The sequence below is a fragment of the Sutcliffiella halmapala genome, assembly GCF_002019665.1.
GTDB classification, from domain to species: domain Bacteria; phylum Bacillota; class Bacilli; order Bacillales; family Bacillaceae_I; genus Sutcliffiella_A; species Sutcliffiella_A halmapala.
Map to the genome: position 1 here is coordinate 2,131,894 of NZ_KV917375.1, position 16,253 is coordinate 2,148,146.

General features: G+C 37.1%; 17 protein-coding genes. 12 read left to right on the plus strand and 5 right to left on the minus strand.

Features of this window, described 5'->3' with window-relative positions:
- The first annotated feature begins 75 nt into the window (after positions 1-75).
- Positions 76-2,250, plus strand: a complete 2,175-nt coding sequence (locus BK580_RS10435) for a DNA topoisomerase III (RefSeq protein WP_078380261.1) — start codon at positions 76-78, stop codon at positions 2,248-2,250.
- 388 nt (positions 2,251-2,638) lie between these two features.
- Here the strand turns inward: BK580_RS10435 and BK580_RS10440 are convergent, their stop codons facing one another.
- Together BK580_RS10440 and BK580_RS10445 are read right to left on the minus strand one after the other, a co-directional pair.
- On the minus strand, positions 2,639-3,253 hold the full coding sequence (locus tag BK580_RS10440; protein WP_078380262.1) for an FMN-binding negative transcriptional regulator: 615 nt from the start codon (positions 3,251-3,253) through the stop codon (positions 2,639-2,641).
- Positions 3,254-3,373: 120 nt separating this feature from the next.
- On the minus strand, positions 3,374-3,991 hold the full coding sequence (locus tag BK580_RS10445) for a TetR/AcrR family transcriptional regulator (RefSeq protein ID WP_078380263.1): 618 nt from the start codon (positions 3,989-3,991) through the stop codon (positions 3,374-3,376).
- Between the two features lie 205 nt (positions 3,992-4,196).
- On the opposite strand from BK580_RS10445, the gene kynU reads away from it, so the two are divergent.
- Together kynU and kynA are read left to right on the plus strand one after the other, a co-directional pair.
- Positions 4,197-5,465 carry a kynureninase gene (gene kynU, locus BK580_RS10450; RefSeq protein ID WP_078382731.1) on the plus strand — a complete coding sequence of 423 codons (1,269 nt, stop codon included), beginning with the start codon at positions 4,197-4,199 and terminating at the stop codon, positions 5,463-5,465.
- Positions 5,466-5,575: 110 nt separating this feature from the next.
- The gene (kynA, locus tag BK580_RS10455; RefSeq protein WP_078380264.1) at positions 5,576-6,430 is read left to right on the plus strand and encodes a tryptophan 2,3-dioxygenase; all 855 of its coding nucleotides are present in this window, start codon (positions 5,576-5,578) and stop codon (positions 6,428-6,430) included.
- Positions 6,431-6,506: 76 nt separating this feature from the next.
- On the opposite strand, the gene BK580_RS23565 is transcribed toward kynA, so the two are convergent.
- Both BK580_RS23565 and BK580_RS10460 read right to left on the minus strand, forming a co-directional pair.
- On the minus strand, positions 6,507-6,647 hold the full coding sequence (locus BK580_RS23565; protein WP_169864917.1) for a hypothetical protein: 141 nt from the start codon (positions 6,645-6,647) through the stop codon (positions 6,507-6,509).
- Positions 6,648-6,660: 13 nt separating this feature from the next.
- A complete protein-coding gene (locus BK580_RS10460; protein ID WP_078380265.1) occupies positions 6,661-6,888 on the minus strand; it encodes a DUF3892 domain-containing protein in 228 nt (75 codons plus the stop codon).
- Between the two features lie 126 nt (positions 6,889-7,014).
- Between BK580_RS10460 and BK580_RS10465 the strand changes: the two genes are divergently transcribed.
- The 7 genes from BK580_RS10465 (at position 7,015) to BK580_RS10495 (ending at position 13,187) form a co-directional block, all read left to right on the plus strand.
- On the plus strand, positions 7,015-7,695 hold the full coding sequence (locus tag BK580_RS10465) for a class I SAM-dependent methyltransferase (RefSeq protein ID WP_078380266.1): 681 nt from the start codon (positions 7,015-7,017) through the stop codon (positions 7,693-7,695).
- A gap of 13 nt (positions 7,696-7,708) precedes the next feature.
- Positions 7,709-8,404 (plus strand): AIM24 family protein, encoded by a 696-nt coding sequence (locus BK580_RS10470; protein ID WP_078380267.1) that lies wholly within the window; start codon positions 7,709-7,711, stop codon positions 8,402-8,404.
- A gap of 134 nt (positions 8,405-8,538) precedes the next feature.
- A complete protein-coding gene (locus BK580_RS10475; protein ID WP_268877374.1) occupies positions 8,539-10,230 on the plus strand; it encodes a formate--tetrahydrofolate ligase in 1,692 nt (563 codons plus the stop codon).
- Between the two features lie 20 nt (positions 10,231-10,250).
- Complete coding sequence (locus BK580_RS10480; protein ID WP_078380268.1) at positions 10,251-10,745, plus strand: hypothetical protein; 495 nt, start codon at positions 10,251-10,253, stop codon at positions 10,743-10,745.
- Between the two features lie 66 nt (positions 10,746-10,811).
- Positions 10,812-11,288 carry a glutathione peroxidase gene (locus BK580_RS10485; protein WP_078380269.1) on the plus strand — a complete coding sequence of 159 codons (477 nt, stop codon included), beginning with the start codon at positions 10,812-10,814 and terminating at the stop codon, positions 11,286-11,288.
- Between the two features lie 153 nt (positions 11,289-11,441).
- Positions 11,442-12,302: an amidohydrolase family protein gene (locus BK580_RS10490; RefSeq protein ID WP_078380270.1), complete on the plus strand. Its 861-nt coding sequence runs from the start codon at positions 11,442-11,444 to the stop codon at positions 12,300-12,302.
- A gap of 42 nt (positions 12,303-12,344) precedes the next feature.
- The gene (locus BK580_RS10495; RefSeq protein ID WP_078380271.1) at positions 12,345-13,187 is read left to right on the plus strand and encodes a DegV family protein; all 843 of its coding nucleotides are present in this window, start codon (positions 12,345-12,347) and stop codon (positions 13,185-13,187) included.
- A 2-nt stretch (positions 13,188-13,189) separates the two neighbouring features.
- On the opposite strand, the gene BK580_RS10500 is transcribed toward BK580_RS10495, so the two are convergent.
- Positions 13,190-13,432: a hypothetical protein gene (locus BK580_RS10500; protein WP_235864030.1), complete on the minus strand. Its 243-nt coding sequence runs from the start codon at positions 13,430-13,432 to the stop codon at positions 13,190-13,192.
- 228 nt (positions 13,433-13,660) lie between these two features.
- On the opposite strand from BK580_RS10500, the gene BK580_RS10505 reads away from it, so the two are divergent.
- Entirely contained in the window at positions 13,661-14,290 is a 630-nt protein-coding gene (locus BK580_RS10505; protein WP_078380273.1) for an HD domain-containing protein, read from the plus strand.
- Positions 14,291-14,292: 2 nt separating this feature from the next.
- Positions 14,293-16,194, plus strand: a complete 1,902-nt coding sequence (locus BK580_RS10510) for an ABC-F family ATP-binding cassette domain-containing protein (RefSeq protein ID WP_078380274.1) — start codon at positions 14,293-14,295, stop codon at positions 16,192-16,194.
- Positions 16,195-16,253: the final 59 nt, after the last annotated feature.

Below are 16,253 nucleotides of genomic sequence, written 5' to 3' on the forward strand. Positions count from 1 at the left end.
TTTATAATAAATGTAGGATAGAGGTTTACTCTCTTTCCTACATTTATTTTGCTTTAGAGAGGGGCTTAAATTGTTGTGATGTTAATAATTGCCGAAAAACCAGATCAAGGATTAAAGCTGGCTGCTCCATTTTCTTTCAAAAAAAAGGACGGTTACGTGGAAATTCCACCTCAACCAATGTTTCCAAAGGGTGCTCTTTTAACCTGGGCAGTCGGCCATTTATGTGAATTGTTATCCCCAGAAGAATATGACTCCTCGTGGAAGCGCTGGTCCTTACAAACCCTCCCCATTTTACCAGACCGATTCCAACACAAAGTCACCAAATCTAAATGGAAGCAGTTTAAAACGGTTAAAGAACTGGTGCACAGAAAAGATGTGTCAGAAATTATAATGGCAGGTGATGCCGAGCGTGAAGGCGAGGCCATCATCCGTATCATTTTGACAGTTGCTAAATGCTCTAAACCAATGAAGCGCCTTTGGATCTCCTCCCTAACTCCGAAATCAGTGCAGAATGGGTTTGAGAACTTGTTAGAGGAACAACAAACAAGAAATATCTACTATGAAGCATTGAGTCGATCTTGTGCAGACTGGCTTATTGGAATGAACGCATCGAGAGCCTATACTTTATTGCTTCAGAAAAAAGGTGTGTCAGATGTCTTCTCGACAGGGAGAGTGCAAACACCTACGCTGGCTCTCATCGTTAAGCGGGAATTAGAAATTGAAAATTTTAAATCACAGCCATTTTGGGAGGTACTTGCCACCTTTAATATGGACGATAAAGTATATCAAGGAAAATGGCATAAGGAAGGAGAGTCTAGGCTAGAAGACGCTGATTTAGCAAAAAAAATTGTTCAATTTTGTAAAGGAAAGGAAGCGCAGATCAACGCAATCGAGAAAGAACGAAAGGAGTTTCAACCGCCTTTTTTATTTAATCTTTCCTCGTTACAAGCTACAGCTAATAGCCTATTTAAATTCTCACCACAAAAAACGTTAGAAATTGCACAAAAGCTCTATGTAAAAGGAATCATATCGTATCCTCGTTCTGACTCAAGCTTTGTGACAAAAGAAGAGGCAGCAATGTTTCCAGAAACATTGCAAAAAATAAGTAAGCTTGCAGCATTTAAGAACTATTTCCCTTTGCCAATGAGTTCCGTCATGAATAACAAGCGTGTGGTGAATGAGAAAAAGGTTACCGATCACTATGCAATTATCCCGACTGAGCAAGTAACTGACCCTTCTAAAATGTCAGATGAGGAAGAAAAAATATACTCTCTAATTGTGAAACGCCTTATTGCTGCGCACTACGAAAAAGCAATCTTTGACTATACCACCATCCATACACTTGTGGATGGAAGAGCTACATTTATTTCAAAAGGTAAAGAAGAAATCCAGTCCGGCTGGCGAAAGGTTATTTATGGGAATAAGAAAGAAAAGGAAAAAGATGAAGACGAGCAGGATCTCCCTTCTTTGGCCGATGGAGAAAAAGGTATTGTGCAAGATGTGAATGTAAAGAATGGAAAAACACAACCTCCCAAAAGATACACAGAAGGTCAACTCATAACCGTAATGAAAACTGCTGGAAAACATCTAGAAGATGGAGAATTGACGAAAGTTCTAAATAAAACCGAAGGCTTAGGAACAGAGGCCACAAGGGCAGGAATAATCGGTGTATTAAAGGACAGAAAATATATTGATGTGAAGAAAAATCAAGTGTTTGCGACTAATAAAGGAAAGCTTCTCATTCAATCGATTGGTCCTAGTATTCTAGCGAGTCCTGAAATGACAGCGAAATGGGAGCAACGCTTGAACGAAATAGGTGAAGGAAAAGCGTCTCCGGAAGAATTTATGGAACAAGCCAAAAGACTCTCGGTAAAATTAATTGAGGATGCCAAAAGTCAAAGTGAAGCATGGTCATTTGATGGGATGGACTTGAGTGAATTTTCACGTGACAAAGGAAAAAGAAAAGGTCGTGCATCTACGGGAACCAAGATAGGGAAATGTAAAAAATGTGATGGAGAAGTAGTCGATAAGGGCACTTTCTATGGCTGCTCAAACTATAACACCATAAAATGTAATTTTACTGTTTCTAAAAAAATTCTTGGAAAATCGATATCAGCGACGAATGCGAAGAAGTTATTAGCGGCAGGGAGAACAGATGAAATAAAAGGTTTTAAAAAAGGAGAGAAAGTATTTAATGCAGCGTTAGAGTGGAAGGAAGATCGAGTGCAGTTTTTATTTGAGCAAAAGTGAGTGGGCTGTAAATGAGGCTAAGCTTTGGAAATAACAGCGGAGATTAGGTGTAAATTGAACTGCTTGTTTTTAAATCGGCGACCTTGAAAATATAGTGGTTTCTTTTAACACCCTGTAGATCTCCGTGCCAGGTGTTCGCTTTCCGCGGGGCGCTTGTGGAGCCTCCTCGGCTTTGCCTGCGGGGTCGCTACTTCCCGCAGGAGTCTCACACCTTGCACTCCAATCAACAGGGGAGACGGGTCAGACATGACGGTCCACTTTTTCATCATCCATGTTGCAATCTTTCTTTGCATTGCATGGGGGTCTACCCTGAAAATCGAAAGGTTAACTGTAAAACTCCCTAATTATTTCCATGACAAGCGTTTTTTTTCGACGTTTGTATTTTTTCTTATTTTAATTGTTGCTCCATTAACCGGGCAATTTCTTGAGAGTCATAAACGGACTGAGTTTTTAATTGTTTAATCACTCGCTCTTTTCTTTCTTTGGAGTGATGTTGATTTAACTTCCATTTCCCTTCAAGCTTTTCCACGATTAATTTGATTCCGACAATCCCACCTAACATACTTTCCACTGTTTCTTCATGTTCTTCTAGTTTCCAAGGTTCTTGAAAACCTTGCTCATAAAAATCAGTTGCGGCTTTTAGGATTTCTTTTAAAGAAGATGAATCAGTCACAACTTCTACCTTTCCATGTACATGGGCACTGACATAATTCCAGGTAGAAACCGTGCCAGCTTCCCTATACCATGAAGCTGAAATATAGGCATGAGGTCCTGTAAATACAGCTAAAGCCGATTTTCCTTGGAGCGTTTTCCATTGAGGATTGGCTTTAGCTAAGTGCGTTAAAAGCACAACTTTATCGTTTTCGTATTTTACAATAAAGGGAAGGTGAGTAGCACTTTGCTCCTCATCCTGTTGGGAGAATAAAATTCCAAAGCTATGATGTTGGATAAACTCGATTATTTCTTGTTGGTTGGCGTTTTTGAATTGTTTTGGTATGTACATGAAGGAAATACCTCTTCTCTTAGTTAATAATTCTATTATATATATAAAGGTGGCTAGCGATGACATATAGAGCGTATTAACTGTTTTTGTGGTATAAAACTGATAGGTGAGAGCCCTTAACTATTCATAAAGCCCACTTGTATAAATACTCGTTAAATTATGAATGATATCGTCTATTGAGTATTTGTTTTCATTATTCACAAGCTCCCACAAAAACATTTCATTTGAATAGTACCATCCTCTTGCAGCTAGAGTTGGATCTAATTGACGCTTAGCTAGTGAGTTAATTTGAGCGTACTTTATATCAAGTGAAATGCGATGGATAAATCGTTCTCTTATCATGTACCACTTTTGGTCGATTTCAGGAGATACTCCGATTGCTTCTTTTACAATTAACATCATCTTCCGTTCGTTTACAGCTAATGTTAGAAATAGTCGTACTTGTTTTTTTATGGAGTCGTAAGCTTCTAATTTAGAAGTAGGTTTAAAGGGTAATTCTGCAATTTCATAAAATTGGTTCATTAGATCTTCCATTAGAACTATGAATAATTGATCTTTATTTTTAAAGTATACATAGGCTGTACCGTAACCGGTATTAGCTTTTTTTATTATTTGAGCGATGGTCGTTTTTTGAAAGCCATTTTCTAGGAATGTTTCTTTGGCAGCTATTAAGAGTTTTTGTCTAGTTTGTTGGGCTTGTTGTTTTCTAGGAGATAACTTATTAGATGAATCATCCATGCTTTCACCCCTTTCAAATTTAATTGACAATGGTCATTTAAATCTTAGTTTACAAGTAAATAAATGTACTGACAACTTTAAGGAATCTCTGGGAAAGGAACACTTACATTTTAGTCCTACTATATTGACATGGTGTCATTGACTTTGTGTCAGTGACGAAGATATAATGTTGTTAAAAAGTAAAGATTCTGAAAGGTTGGTTGTCATGAATGATCTTAAATATGCTAAAAAGTTAAGTGAACAGGACCCGTTAGCAAAGTATCGTCAGGAGTTCTATATAAAAGAAGATGAAATTTATCTTGATGGAAATTCACTTGGACTTCTTTCGAAAAGGGCAGAGAATTCACTTTTAGACTTGTTAGATTCATGGAAATCATTTGGTATTAATGGGTGGACCTCTGGTAATAAACCTTGGTTTTATTTATCCGAAACAATAGGTGAACAAATGGCACCAATTGTAGGAGCAGAGCCTAAGGAAGTAATTGTAAGTGGTTCCACTACAGTGAATCTACATCAATTAGTATCAACCTTTTATCAACCATCCGATAAGCGCACGAAAATCTTAGCGGATGAATTAAATTTTCCAAGCGACATTTATGCGTTAAAGAGTCAATTGAAGCTGAAGGGATATGATCCTTCAGAGCATCTCGTGAAAGTAAAAAGTGAAGATGGTCACACATTAAAGGAAGAAGAGATTATTGCAGCAATGACAGAGGATATTGCGCTAATCGTATTACCGGGAGTTTTGTATCGTAGTGGTCAAGTTTTAGATATGGAGAGATTGACGAAAGAAGCACATAAGCGTAATATTCTGATTGGATTTGATCTTTGTCATTCGATTGGGTCTATTCCGCATGAGTTAAGTGCATGGGATGTTGACTTTGCATTTTGGTGTAACTATAAACATTTAAATGGTGGACCAGGTAGTACAGGTGGTCTGTATATTAACAAGCGACACTTTGGATTAATGCCAGGTCTTGCAGGCTGGTTTAGTTCTCGAAAAGATAAACAGTTCGATATGGACCATGAGTTAATTGCTGCAGATGATGCTGGAGCATATCAAATTGGTACACCAAATATTTTTAGCATGGCTCCAATTATAGGGTCACTCTCCATGTTTAATGAAGTTGGAATGGCTCAAATCCGTACGAAATCTTTGAAGCTTACAAATTATCTGATGGAACTGATAAACAGTGAGTTGGATGGTCATGGCTTTATCATTCGAAATCCGATTGAGGATCATAAAAGAGGTGGACACATTTATTTAGAACATCCTGAGGCGGCAAGAATCTGTAAGGCTTTAAAAGCAGATGGAGTTATTCCTGATTACCGCTCGCCCAATGGGATTCGTCTAGCACCAGTTGCCCTTTATAATACGTATGAAGAAGTATGGAAATCTGTTAAAATTCTTCAGAGCATTATGGTAGAAGAAAAATATAAACAGTTTGAGAACAAGCGCGAGATAGTTGCATAGATGATAAAGAATTAAAAATAGATTGATAGATTACAGTATGCAAGTTATGAATTAACAAAATAATAAAAGGCTATTTCCAAATAATAAATTTATGAAGGAGGATTAGCAAGATGAACAAAAATGATCAAAGAGAAAAGAACGCAACAAGTGATGAAAAGGCTATTCATACGGATTTTACGAATAATATGACCTATGGAGAGTATTTAAATTTAGATAAAATTTTGTCAGCACAGAATAGATTATCTGGTCATCATGATGAGATGCTTTTTATAGTGATTCATCAGGTGAGCGAACTATGGATGAAACTAATTCTTCATGAAACGAAGGCTGCTATTGAATCAATTGAAAAAGATGATTTATCTACTGCCCAGAAACGTTTGGCAAGGGTCTCAAAAACACAGTCTCAAATCATCCAAGCATGGGATGTGCTTTCTACATTGACTCCATCAGAGTATATGGAATTCCGTGATTCTTTAGGCCAGGCATCTGGATTCCAATCTTATCAATATAGAATGATCGAGTTCTCACTTGGATACAAAACGGATCATGTATTGAAAATCTATCAAAAAGATCCTGCATTACACACTATCTTAAAAGAAGCGTACGAAGCGCACAGTCTTTATGACGTTTCTATCCGTGCTTTGCATAGAGCTGGTCTTGAGATTGATATTGATGTTTTAGAGAGAGATATTACGCAAACCTATAAAGAAAATGATTCTGTGCGAGATGCATGGATGAAGGTTTATAAAAATGTTGATCAGTATTGGGAGTTGTATGAGTTAGCGGAAAAATTAATAGATATTGAGGATTGGCTGCAACAGTGGCGCTTCCGCCATATGAAAACGGTTGAAAGAATTATTGGTTTCAAAATGGGAACCGGTGGGTCATCTGGAGTAGGTTATTTAAAGAAGGTACTTGATCAACGCTTTTTCCCAGAGTTATGGGCGATTCGTACAGAGTTATAATTTTTTTATCCCTCAAGTTCATCAACTGAAAAAGCAAGTATGCGCTAGTTTGCCACATACTTGCTTTTTTATTTGTTTATAGTTCGGTCTTATCTTTTTGGTCTTTATTATGTTTGTTGCCTTTGCTGTTATCGCCAGGGATATGTTGTTTTTGGCTTATGCTATCGCCAGTTGGACTATTTTGATTTTTGCTGCCTCGATTGTATTTTTTTGTCATGGAAAGTCACTCCTTAAGAAAATGTTGGTAATTGATCTAGATTATTGGTGGGGTCTCCGTCCGCGTTACCCCTGATATACATATCTCCGTCTTTGCCCTTAAACACATTGGCACCCAATACCTCTCCTTGATTAACTGCAAGGATTGCTTCTTCATAAGCAAGGACTTTACCAGTTGATGTTTTAAACTTTACAATATCTCCATCGCCATTTTTTTGGACAGCTACAAAGGTTTCACTCAAATTGAATCCTCCTTTATCTATACGCTTCTAGAATTTCCTAGAAAGTTGAATTTATTCTCTAGGAAAAAAAAGGAAAAAATCATATCAATAGAGAAATATTGAAAAAAGAAAGGATTGGTCCAAATTATGAAAACCTTTAACTGGAATCAAGAAACGGAAAAACAATGGAATGATAGAGCGGACTTTTGGCATGAAAATAGTGAAAACATGTGGCTAAAAGGAAGTAGAAAAACCATCATTCCCTTTATTAAGGAGAGGTTACAGGAAGGCTCGTTTATTTTAGATGCAGGTTGTGGAGATGGATTTGGCTCCTTTTTATTAGCAGAAAATAATTACAAAGTTGTTGGAATAGATATAGCAGGGAAAATGATACAGAAAGCGCAAGAAAAGAGGATTCACAAAAATGTCTCCTATCTGCAGGGCGATCTAACAAAACTACCATTCAAAAAGAATTATGTAGACGCTATTATGGCGATTAATTCGATTGAATGGGTTGAGCATCCATTAGATGTTCTAGATGAGTTTCACAGAGTTACTAAGGAAAAAGGAATATTATTTCTAGGGTTGTTAGGTCCTACTGCGGGACCACGGGCGAATAGCTTCCCGCGTTTATATGAGCAAAGAGCAATCTGCAATACGATGATGCCTTGGGAATTAGAGCAGCTCGCGCAGGAAAATGGTTGGGAACTTTTAGACGGCATGCCCGTATATAAAGAAGAAGTAAAAAGAATAGAACCAACAGCTCTACCAAGACACTTAAAGCAAGCATTATCTTTTATGTGGGTGTTTATGCTACAAAAAAAATAAGGGGAGATCATTCATGTCAAAGTACTCCATCCAACAATTTATACAAAAGAGTAAACAAGAGGATAAAGGGCAAGGTCTTTTCGAGTTAGAAACAGAGAGAATTTTAGAAATTAATTTAGATGGCGAGATTTGGGCGAAAATGGGTTCGATGATCTCCTATGATGGGTCCATCAAATTTGTACGGGAAGGTATTCTCGAACATGGAATCGGGCGACTGATGAAAAAAGCATTTACAGGAGAAGGCTCACAATTAATGAAAGCAACTGGAAAAGGCAAGCTTTATGTTGCAGATCAAGGAAAGAAAATTACTATTTTAGATTTAAAAGGCGAGAGTATTTATATTAACGGTAATGATCTACTGGCATTTGAAAGAAAATTGGATTGGGATATTAAGCTAATGCGAAGAATTGCTGGAATGATGGCAGGTGGATTATTTAATGTACGATTAGAAGGGGAAGGCATGGTTGCTTTTACTTCGCACTATGAACCACTTACTTTAATGGTTTATCCAGGACAACCAGTCTTTACAGACCCTAATGCGACTGTTGCGTGGTCAGGTAATCTTCAGCCTGAATTTGTGACAGATATTCAAATAAAGACATTTTTTGGGAGAGGCAGTGGCGAGTCCATTCAAATGAAATTTTCTGGAAATGGTTTTGTTGTTGTCCAACCCTATGAAGAGGTATATATGGAAGGAAACCAAGGATAGTGAGAAAAGCATTGACGAACAGTTGTCGATGCTTTTTCACATTATAAGCATAAATCGAAGCATAATCAAGCTGTAAAAAGTGGTACAATAACCAATGTGAGAATTTTTAATTATTATATGGTGGGGGAATTATAGTGAAGCATACAAAAACAGCTGTGCCTTCTGATATAGAAATTGCACAACAAGCATCGATGAAGAAAATCGTAGAAATTGCAAATGAATTAGATATTCAAGAAGATGAGTTAGAACTGTATGGTCGTTATAAAGCAAAATTATCCTTAAATATTACGAAAAGATTACATACAAAAGAAAACGGTAAAGTAATTCTTGTTACGGCAATTAATCCTACTCCTGCTGGTGAGGGAAAGTCTACTGTAACAGTTGGACTTGGTCAGGCTCTGAATCAGCTCGGCAAAAAAGCAGTCATTGCGATGAGAGAGCCTTCTTTAGGACCAACGATGGGAATGAAAGGTGGAGCTACTGGTGGGGGGTATTCACAAGTACTCCCGATGGAAGACATTAATTTGCATTTCACAGGAGATATTCATGCGATCACTACAGCTAACAACACTTTGGCTGCCATGATTGATAATCATATCCATCAAGGAAATGCACTTCAAATTGATACGAGAAGAATTAGCTGGAAGCGAGTAATGGATTTAAATGATCGTGCTCTCAGAAAAGTCGTCATTGGACTTGGTGGTCCCATTCAAGGAGTACCGAGAGAAGATGGGTTTGACATCACCGTAGCATCTGAAATTATGGCCGTATTTTGCCTTGCGAAAGATCTAAAGGATTTAAAAGAACGTTTATCTAAAATAGTCGTTGCTTATGATGTTCATAAAAAACCGATTACCGTAAAGAATCTGAAGGTAGAAGGAGCCCTTACACTATTATTAAAAGATGCGTGTCAGCCTAATTTAGTTCAAACATTAGAACATACACCAGCTATCATTCATGGTGGACCGTTTGCAAATATCGCCCATGGATGTAATAGTGTCATTGCGACACAAATGGCGGCTAAACTAGGGGATTATGTCGTAACAGAAGCAGGGTTCGGCGCGGATTTAGGAGCGGAAAAATTTCTTCATATTAAAACACCTTCCTTAGGGTTCAATCCAGAGGTTGTTGTAATAGTTGCTACCATTAGAGCAATTAAAATGCATGGTGGAGTATCGAAAGAACAGCTAAAAGAAGAAAATGTAGAAGCGCTTTCCAAAGGTATAGAAAATTTAAAGAAGCATGTTGAAACCATTGAAAAATTTGGACTTTCCTATGTTGTTGCATTAAATGAGTTTGTCACAGATTCAGAAGCGGAAATTCAATTTGTGAAAGACTGGTGCAAAGAGCATAACATTCCGATTGCCTTAACTCAAGTGTGGGAAAAGGGGGGAGCAGGTGGCATAAATCTTGCTGAAATGGTGCTAGAGCAATTAGATAAAAAGCAGGCTACTTTTAAGCCATTGTATCAACAAGAAAATACGTTGGAAGAAAAATTAAAAGCAATTGCAACGCAAGTATATGGTGCAAAAGATATCGATCTTTTACCTGCTGCTAAAAAACAGTTGCAACAGATCATAGGCGAAGGATGGGGAGAACTGCCGGTTTGTATGGCGAAAACACAATACTCTTTAACTGATGATGCTTCTAAGCTTGGAAGACCAGAAGATTTTGTCATCACAATAAGAGAATTAAAGCCATCTGTCGGAGCAGGATTTATCGTAGCACTAACAGGGACTATCATGACCATGCCTGGACTTCCAAAACAACCGGCAGCTTTAAATATGGATGTGGACGAAGACGGAAAAGCGGTTGGATTATTTTAAGAGAAGAGGTTGAAACAACCATGTTTGATCCTATCGTTTTTGACAATTTAAAAGTAGTGATAGAAGGGGATATCTATGACCTTGATCTAGAAGGCCAGCTTGAGGTCGTGGATCGGAAAGATTTAGTCGACTTAGCTACTATGTCACGGAATTTTACAATGGACTTCACGATTACTGGCAGAATCATTGGTCGATTGGAACTATCAAGTAACATAGAAAATATTGCGGGAGAATTACTAAATAGAATTGATCGACCTGGTTGTTCAGTGAAAGTAACATTCTATCGAGAAATAAATGAATTTAACACCCGAAATCAAGTTTTAACGCAATGGAAAAAAGACCTGGAAGCAATATGGGGAAAAGAGTGGGGCATGGCTTTCTATGCAACGGTAGATTTAGAAGAAAGGGCGCCAATAAAACTCTCAGCAGAGATTACCTTCAATCGGTTATTTTATGAAGACAATATCGACGACCTTCGTGAGTTAGTAGTTTATGTGATAAAGTCCTTAAACTAATGTGTGCTAATAATTAGACAAATCAGAGGTTATACCGACATAATAGAGGAAAAAGAGGTGATAGGTTTGAGTATTTATGAGTATACTGCAAAAAGCCTTAAAGGTAATGAGATTCCATTAAGTGAGTATAGAGAGTATGTCATGTTAATTGTGAATACAGCAAGCAAATGTGGCTTTACTCCACAATATGAAGAGTTAGAACAATTATATAATGAATACAAGGATAAAAAATTTATTGTTTTAGGTTTTCCTTGTAATCAATTTGGTAATCAAGAGCCAGGTAGCGAAGAAGAGATAAGTGAGTTTTGTCAGGTGAACTACGGTGTCACTTTTCCTATGTTTGCAAAGGTGGATGTAAATGGAGAGGATACACATCCTTTATTTGAATACTTAAAAGAGCAAGCAACAGGGTTATTAGGTTCCAAAGCGGTTAAATGGAATTTCACTAAGTTTTTAGTAAACAGAAATGGAGAAGTAGTAGACAGAATTGCGTCTACCACTTCTCCACTAAAAATGAAAAGTGATATTGAAGCATTACTATAATTTTTTTAGTGAAAATTTCACATCTACAAGTATATAAATGTCTAATAATGATAAAGTTTAAAAGAAAAATCCTTTTCTACTATTTGAAAAGGATTTTTCTTTAATGTTATCGAATTAATAATAATACTATTATGTTACGAAAGGAGTGTGCGGGTGAAAATTATAGATGCACATGTGCATTTTTCCAATATTGGAAGCTTTCACGATACTGCCAACCGACTCTCTCAATTATCCTATTCCTATGAAGGTCTCCTACAAGAATGGAAGGAGAATAATGTGGTGGCTGGGGTCGCAATGGGAGTCACGGAAACGATACATAATAACTTTCCTGATTATGAGAGCCAAACTCCGATGGGGCTTGATCTAGCAGATAGCGTTCCTAGGAATTTAGTCCACTGCGTAGGGATAAATCCTTTCAAAATGGATGAGAGAAATAAACGTGAACTGGAACTAGACCTGCAAAAATCAAATGTTGTAGGAATTAAAATCTATTTAGGCTATTATCCTTTTTATGCCTATGACGAGGTTTATACTCCGGTCTATCAGCTTGCTGCAAAGTATCAGGTACCAGTGGTATTCCACACAGGAGATACGTATTCAGAGCGCGGATTGTTAAAGTACTCGCATCCATTAACTTTAGATGAAGTAGCTGTAAATTATCGGGATATAAATTTTGTGATGGCTCATTTTGGTGATCCTTGGGTACTAGACGGTGCTGAGGTCGTATATAAAAACAGAAACATGTTTGCTGATCTTTCTGGTTTAATTGTTGGTACAGAAGCAGAAATTAATCGACACCGAAAAACACGTTTTCTTAATCATCTTCTACATGCCTTAGATTATTGTGATCACTATGAGAAATTAATGTTTGGAACCGATTGGCCATTGATCAGCACTGGATCTTACATAACATTTATTAAAGAAATTATACCAGAGAAGTATCATCAAGCTGTATTTTTCGACACAGCATTAAAGGTTTTTCCGAAATTAAGGGGATTTTTACCGAAAAACTAGAATAGGATAGGTACAAAGAAATAGAAATGGGGGAAAGTTAATATGGAGAAAATTGCTTGGGTCACCGATAGCACCGCTTTTTTGGACGAGGTATTAACGAATCATCCGGATGTTTATAGTATTCCAATGGTCGTATATTTTGAAGAGGAAGAGTATTTAGACGGAGTAACACTCTCATTGGAGGATTTTTATACGAAACTTGCTGCTAGTCCTACCCCACCCAAGACATCTCAACCATCTGTAGGAGCGTTTGTAGAATTATATAATAAGCTTGCAGAAACGTATGATCGAATCATTTCCATTCATCTTTCTAGTCATTTAAGTGGGACAGTTTCTTCTAGTATGCAAGCAGGAGATATCGTTGATATACCAGTCCATACAGTAGATTCAAAAGTGATATCATTTCCACTTTCGGCTATGGTAAAGCGAGGTATTGAGCTTTATGAAGCAGGGAAAACTCATGAAGAAGTCATTTCCCATTTGAATGAACTATCGGATAAATGTGAAATTTATGTGTTAATTGGAAGTTTGGAGCAACTACACAGAAGTGGAAGAATGTCTGGCGTTCAAAAGCTTTTAGGAAGTCTTCTTCAAATTAAGCCAATTATTAAGATTGAAGAAGGAAAACTTTCCGTATCAGAAAAAGTACGAACAGAAAAGAAAGCGCTAGCAAAAATAACAGATTATTTAGCAGATGCTTTTGCTACTTCCACAATAAAAGAGCTTTTTGTCTTGCACGGCACCAATCTAGAACAAGCTCATGAGCTAGTAGAAGAATTACGTGAAAAGTATCCGAACATTCCAGTTAACGGGTTTCCTCTTTCCACAGCAATTGCGGTACATGCAGGAGTTAATACGATCGGTATCTGCTGGTTTAAAGAATGAGATTAGCGGTAAATTAACAAGTATTGAACTTCAGAAGGACTTAATGGGTAAGCTCCGATTAGTGTATATCCAATACTAATAAACCGAGAGAGTGTTTCGGCACATTTAGTGCTTATTGGTTCTGTTGGGGCATGATCGCTCTTGTAAAAAGAGAGGACTTCATTAGTCTGGTGATTGCATTTAATAAGTATGACATGTGTTCCATGCCAAGCAGTTCCAATTTGATTGGGAAATTGATGTATCACAATAGAAGTACCTCCGTAAGGCTAACTGAACCATGAGAACATTTTAATCTCATCGCTCAGTTAGCTTTTTTTATGAGCCCCGGCCCAGTACTTAGTATATGAGATTCTTTTCTTACGGTGACAAAAGTAACAGTAAGCCATTTCTATTATAGAATAGGTGGTAAACATGGTAAAATGGATTAGGGTAAAGAAAAAAGGTACGATCGATGGTAAAGGAGATTCAGTTTTGTGATAGAAATTATAGAAGAGTTTGTTCAATTGAAATTTCAACATGATGCAACAGGTCATGATTGGAATCATATTCAAAGAGTGAGGAAATTAGCCTTACATATTGCAGAGCAAGAAAATGCCGATTTACGATTAGTGGAAGTTGTTGCGCTCCTTCATGACGTAATCGATGATAAACTTGTTGTTGATAAAGCGCAAGCACAACGAGAAATTATAGAGCTGTTGAAAAGTATCGAGTTGATGGAAGAGCAGATAAGTGAAATCCTAACGATAATTGAGAATATTGGTTTTAAAGGTGGAAATGGAATTGCACTTCCTAGTTTAGAAGGTAGAATTGTTCAGGATGCTGATCGACTTGATGCAGTTGGTGCAATTGGAATTGCAAGGACCTTTATGTATTCTGGTGCAAAAGGCCAGTCGATGTATGATCCTGAAATTGCGGTTAGAGATTCGATGAGCTACGAGCAATATCGCAAGGAAAAGTCTACGGCTATCAACCATTTTTATGAAAAATTATTTTTATTAAAAGATACCTTACATACAAAAACCGCGAAGCAAATTGCAAAAGAGAGACATCACTATATGGTGAATTTTGTGGATCAATTTATGAAAGAATGGAATGAAATTTAAACATGAAAATGCTAATCGGTGAGAATCTATCAAAAACATATGTGGAAAAAGTCCTATTAAAAAATGTGTCATTCAGCATTCAAGAAAAAGAAAGAGTAGGATTAATTGGAGTTAATGGTACCGGTAAATCAACTCTCCTTAAAATAATTGCTGGAATTGAGAGTACAGACGAAGGAAACATTACTACTTCTAATGATTATAGTATAGGCTTTCTCTCACAGCAGCCTGAATTGACAGAAGAGTATACCGTCATGGAACAAATCTTTAGTAAAAATAGTCAAACGAATATCGTCATAAAAAACTATGAAACCTGCTTAGTTCTCATACAAGAAAATCCAATGAATGAAAAGCTGCATGAGGAACTTGCAAAGTTACAACAGCAAATGGACCAATTACAAGCATGGGATGCAAGTGCTAATGCGAAAGCTATTTTACATAAGTTAGGAATCCATGATGTGAGTCTAACCATTGCTAATCTATCAGGTGGGCAGAAAAAGCGGGTTGCATTGGCGCAAACATTAATAGAGTCTGCGGATTTACTTATTTTGGATGAACCAACAAACCACTTGGATTTTGAAGCAATCGAGTGGTTAGAAGACTACTTAAGTAAATATAGAGGAGCCGTTCTCCTAGTCACACATGACCGTTATTTCTTAGATCGAGTCAGCAATAAAATATTTGAACTTCATAATGGCTCCATATACTCATACACTGGAAATTATGGAGATTATTTAGAAGCAAAAGCGCTCCGTCTAGAGGAGCAGGAAAAAGCAGAGTCTAAACAAAAAAGCTTGTATCGCCAAGAATTAGATTGGATGCGAAAAGGTGCAAAGGCAAGAACGACTAAACAAAAGGCGAGAATAAAGCGTTTTGAAGATTTAGATGAAAAAGTAGCATCTACTACCTCGTCTCAAGATCTAGAACTTATTACTGGATCAGCACGACTTGGAAAAAAAGTAATGGAATTAAAGGATGTTTCATTACAATTTGGAACAAAGGTTATTTTAGACAATGTGAACTTATTAATTAAACAAAAGGACCGTATTGGAATTGTAGGGCCAAATGGAGTCGGAAAGTCGAGTCTTTTAAATGTATTAGTTGGGAAAATTAAAGCTGATAGTGGTGAATTGGACACTGGGGTAACGGTTAAAATTGGGTATTATACGCAAGAGCAGGGAGAAATGAATTTAGAACAACGGATGATTGAGTATGTCAAAGAGGAAGCGGAAGTAATAAAAGGTGAAGATGGCCAACATATTAGTGCTTCTCAGCTTTTAGAGCGATTTTTGTTTCCTTCTTCCTCTCATGGTACCCCAATACGCAAGTTATCGGGTGGGGAAAGAAAAAGACTTTATTTGCTCAGAATCTTAATGTCTCAGCCAAATGTTCTTTTATTAGATGAACCTACTAATGACTTGGATACAGAGACTTTAACTATTTTAGAATCTTATTTAGAAGAATTTCCAGGTGTTGTAATAACAGTATCTCATGATCGCTACTTCCTTGATAAAGTGGTAGATGAGCTCGTTATTTTAGAAGGAAATGGGACTCTAAAGCGTATATTTGGCGAGTACTCTGATTATGTTCAAGACCAGCAAAGAAAGAAACAGGAAGAAAAACAACAGGAACAATCTTTGAAGGAAAACCAACAACGTCAAAAGACGAAAACGTTAAAACTTTCTTACCAGGAACAAAAGGATTGGGAATCAATAGAGGAACGAATCATGAAGGTAGAAGAAAAGCTGGAAACGATTGAAGAAGAGATTGCCAAGGCTGGAAGTGACTACGAAAAGGTTAGCAAATGGTTGAAAGAACAAGAGGAAAATAACCAGCTACTTCAGGAACTGATGGAAAGATGGGAAGAGCTCTCTGAAAAAGTAGAACAGATAAAAGAACAAGGTTAGACTCAATTAATGTAAAGTGCCAGTCACATATGCTACCATTAAGGGATAGAAAAGTACAA

What these genes read in the sequence shown, in the direction of transcription:
- BK580_RS10440 (WP_078380262.1), bottom strand. Translation starts at nt 3,253, where the DNA reads ATGTACATACCAAAACAATTCAAAAACGCCAACCAACAAGAAATAATC.
- BK580_RS10445 (WP_078380263.1), bottom strand. Translation starts at nt 3,991, where the DNA reads ATGGATGATTCATCTAATAAGTTATCTCCTAGAAAACAACAAGCCCAA.
- kynU (WP_078382731.1), top strand. Translation starts at nt 4,197, where the DNA reads ATGAATGATCTTAAATATGCTAAAAAGTTAAGTGAACAGGACCCGTTA.
- kynA (WP_078380264.1), top strand. Translation starts at nt 5,576, where the DNA reads ATGAACAAAAATGATCAAAGAGAAAAGAACGCAACAAGTGATGAAAAG.
- BK580_RS23565 (WP_169864917.1), bottom strand. Translation starts at nt 6,647, where the DNA reads ATGACAAAAAAATACAATCGAGGCAGCAAAAATCAAAATAGTCCAACT.
- BK580_RS10465 (WP_078380266.1), top strand. Translation starts at nt 7,015, where the DNA reads ATGAAAACCTTTAACTGGAATCAAGAAACGGAAAAACAATGGAATGAT.
- BK580_RS10470 (WP_078380267.1), top strand. Translation starts at nt 7,709, where the DNA reads ATGTCAAAGTACTCCATCCAACAATTTATACAAAAGAGTAAACAAGAG.
- BK580_RS10480 (WP_078380268.1), top strand. Translation starts at nt 10,251, where the DNA reads ATGTTTGATCCTATCGTTTTTGACAATTTAAAAGTAGTGATAGAAGGG.
- BK580_RS10495 (WP_078380271.1), top strand. Translation starts at nt 12,345, where the DNA reads ATGGAGAAAATTGCTTGGGTCACCGATAGCACCGCTTTTTTGGACGAG.
- BK580_RS10510 (WP_078380274.1), top strand. Translation starts at nt 14,293, where the DNA reads ATGAAAATGCTAATCGGTGAGAATCTATCAAAAACATATGTGGAAAAA.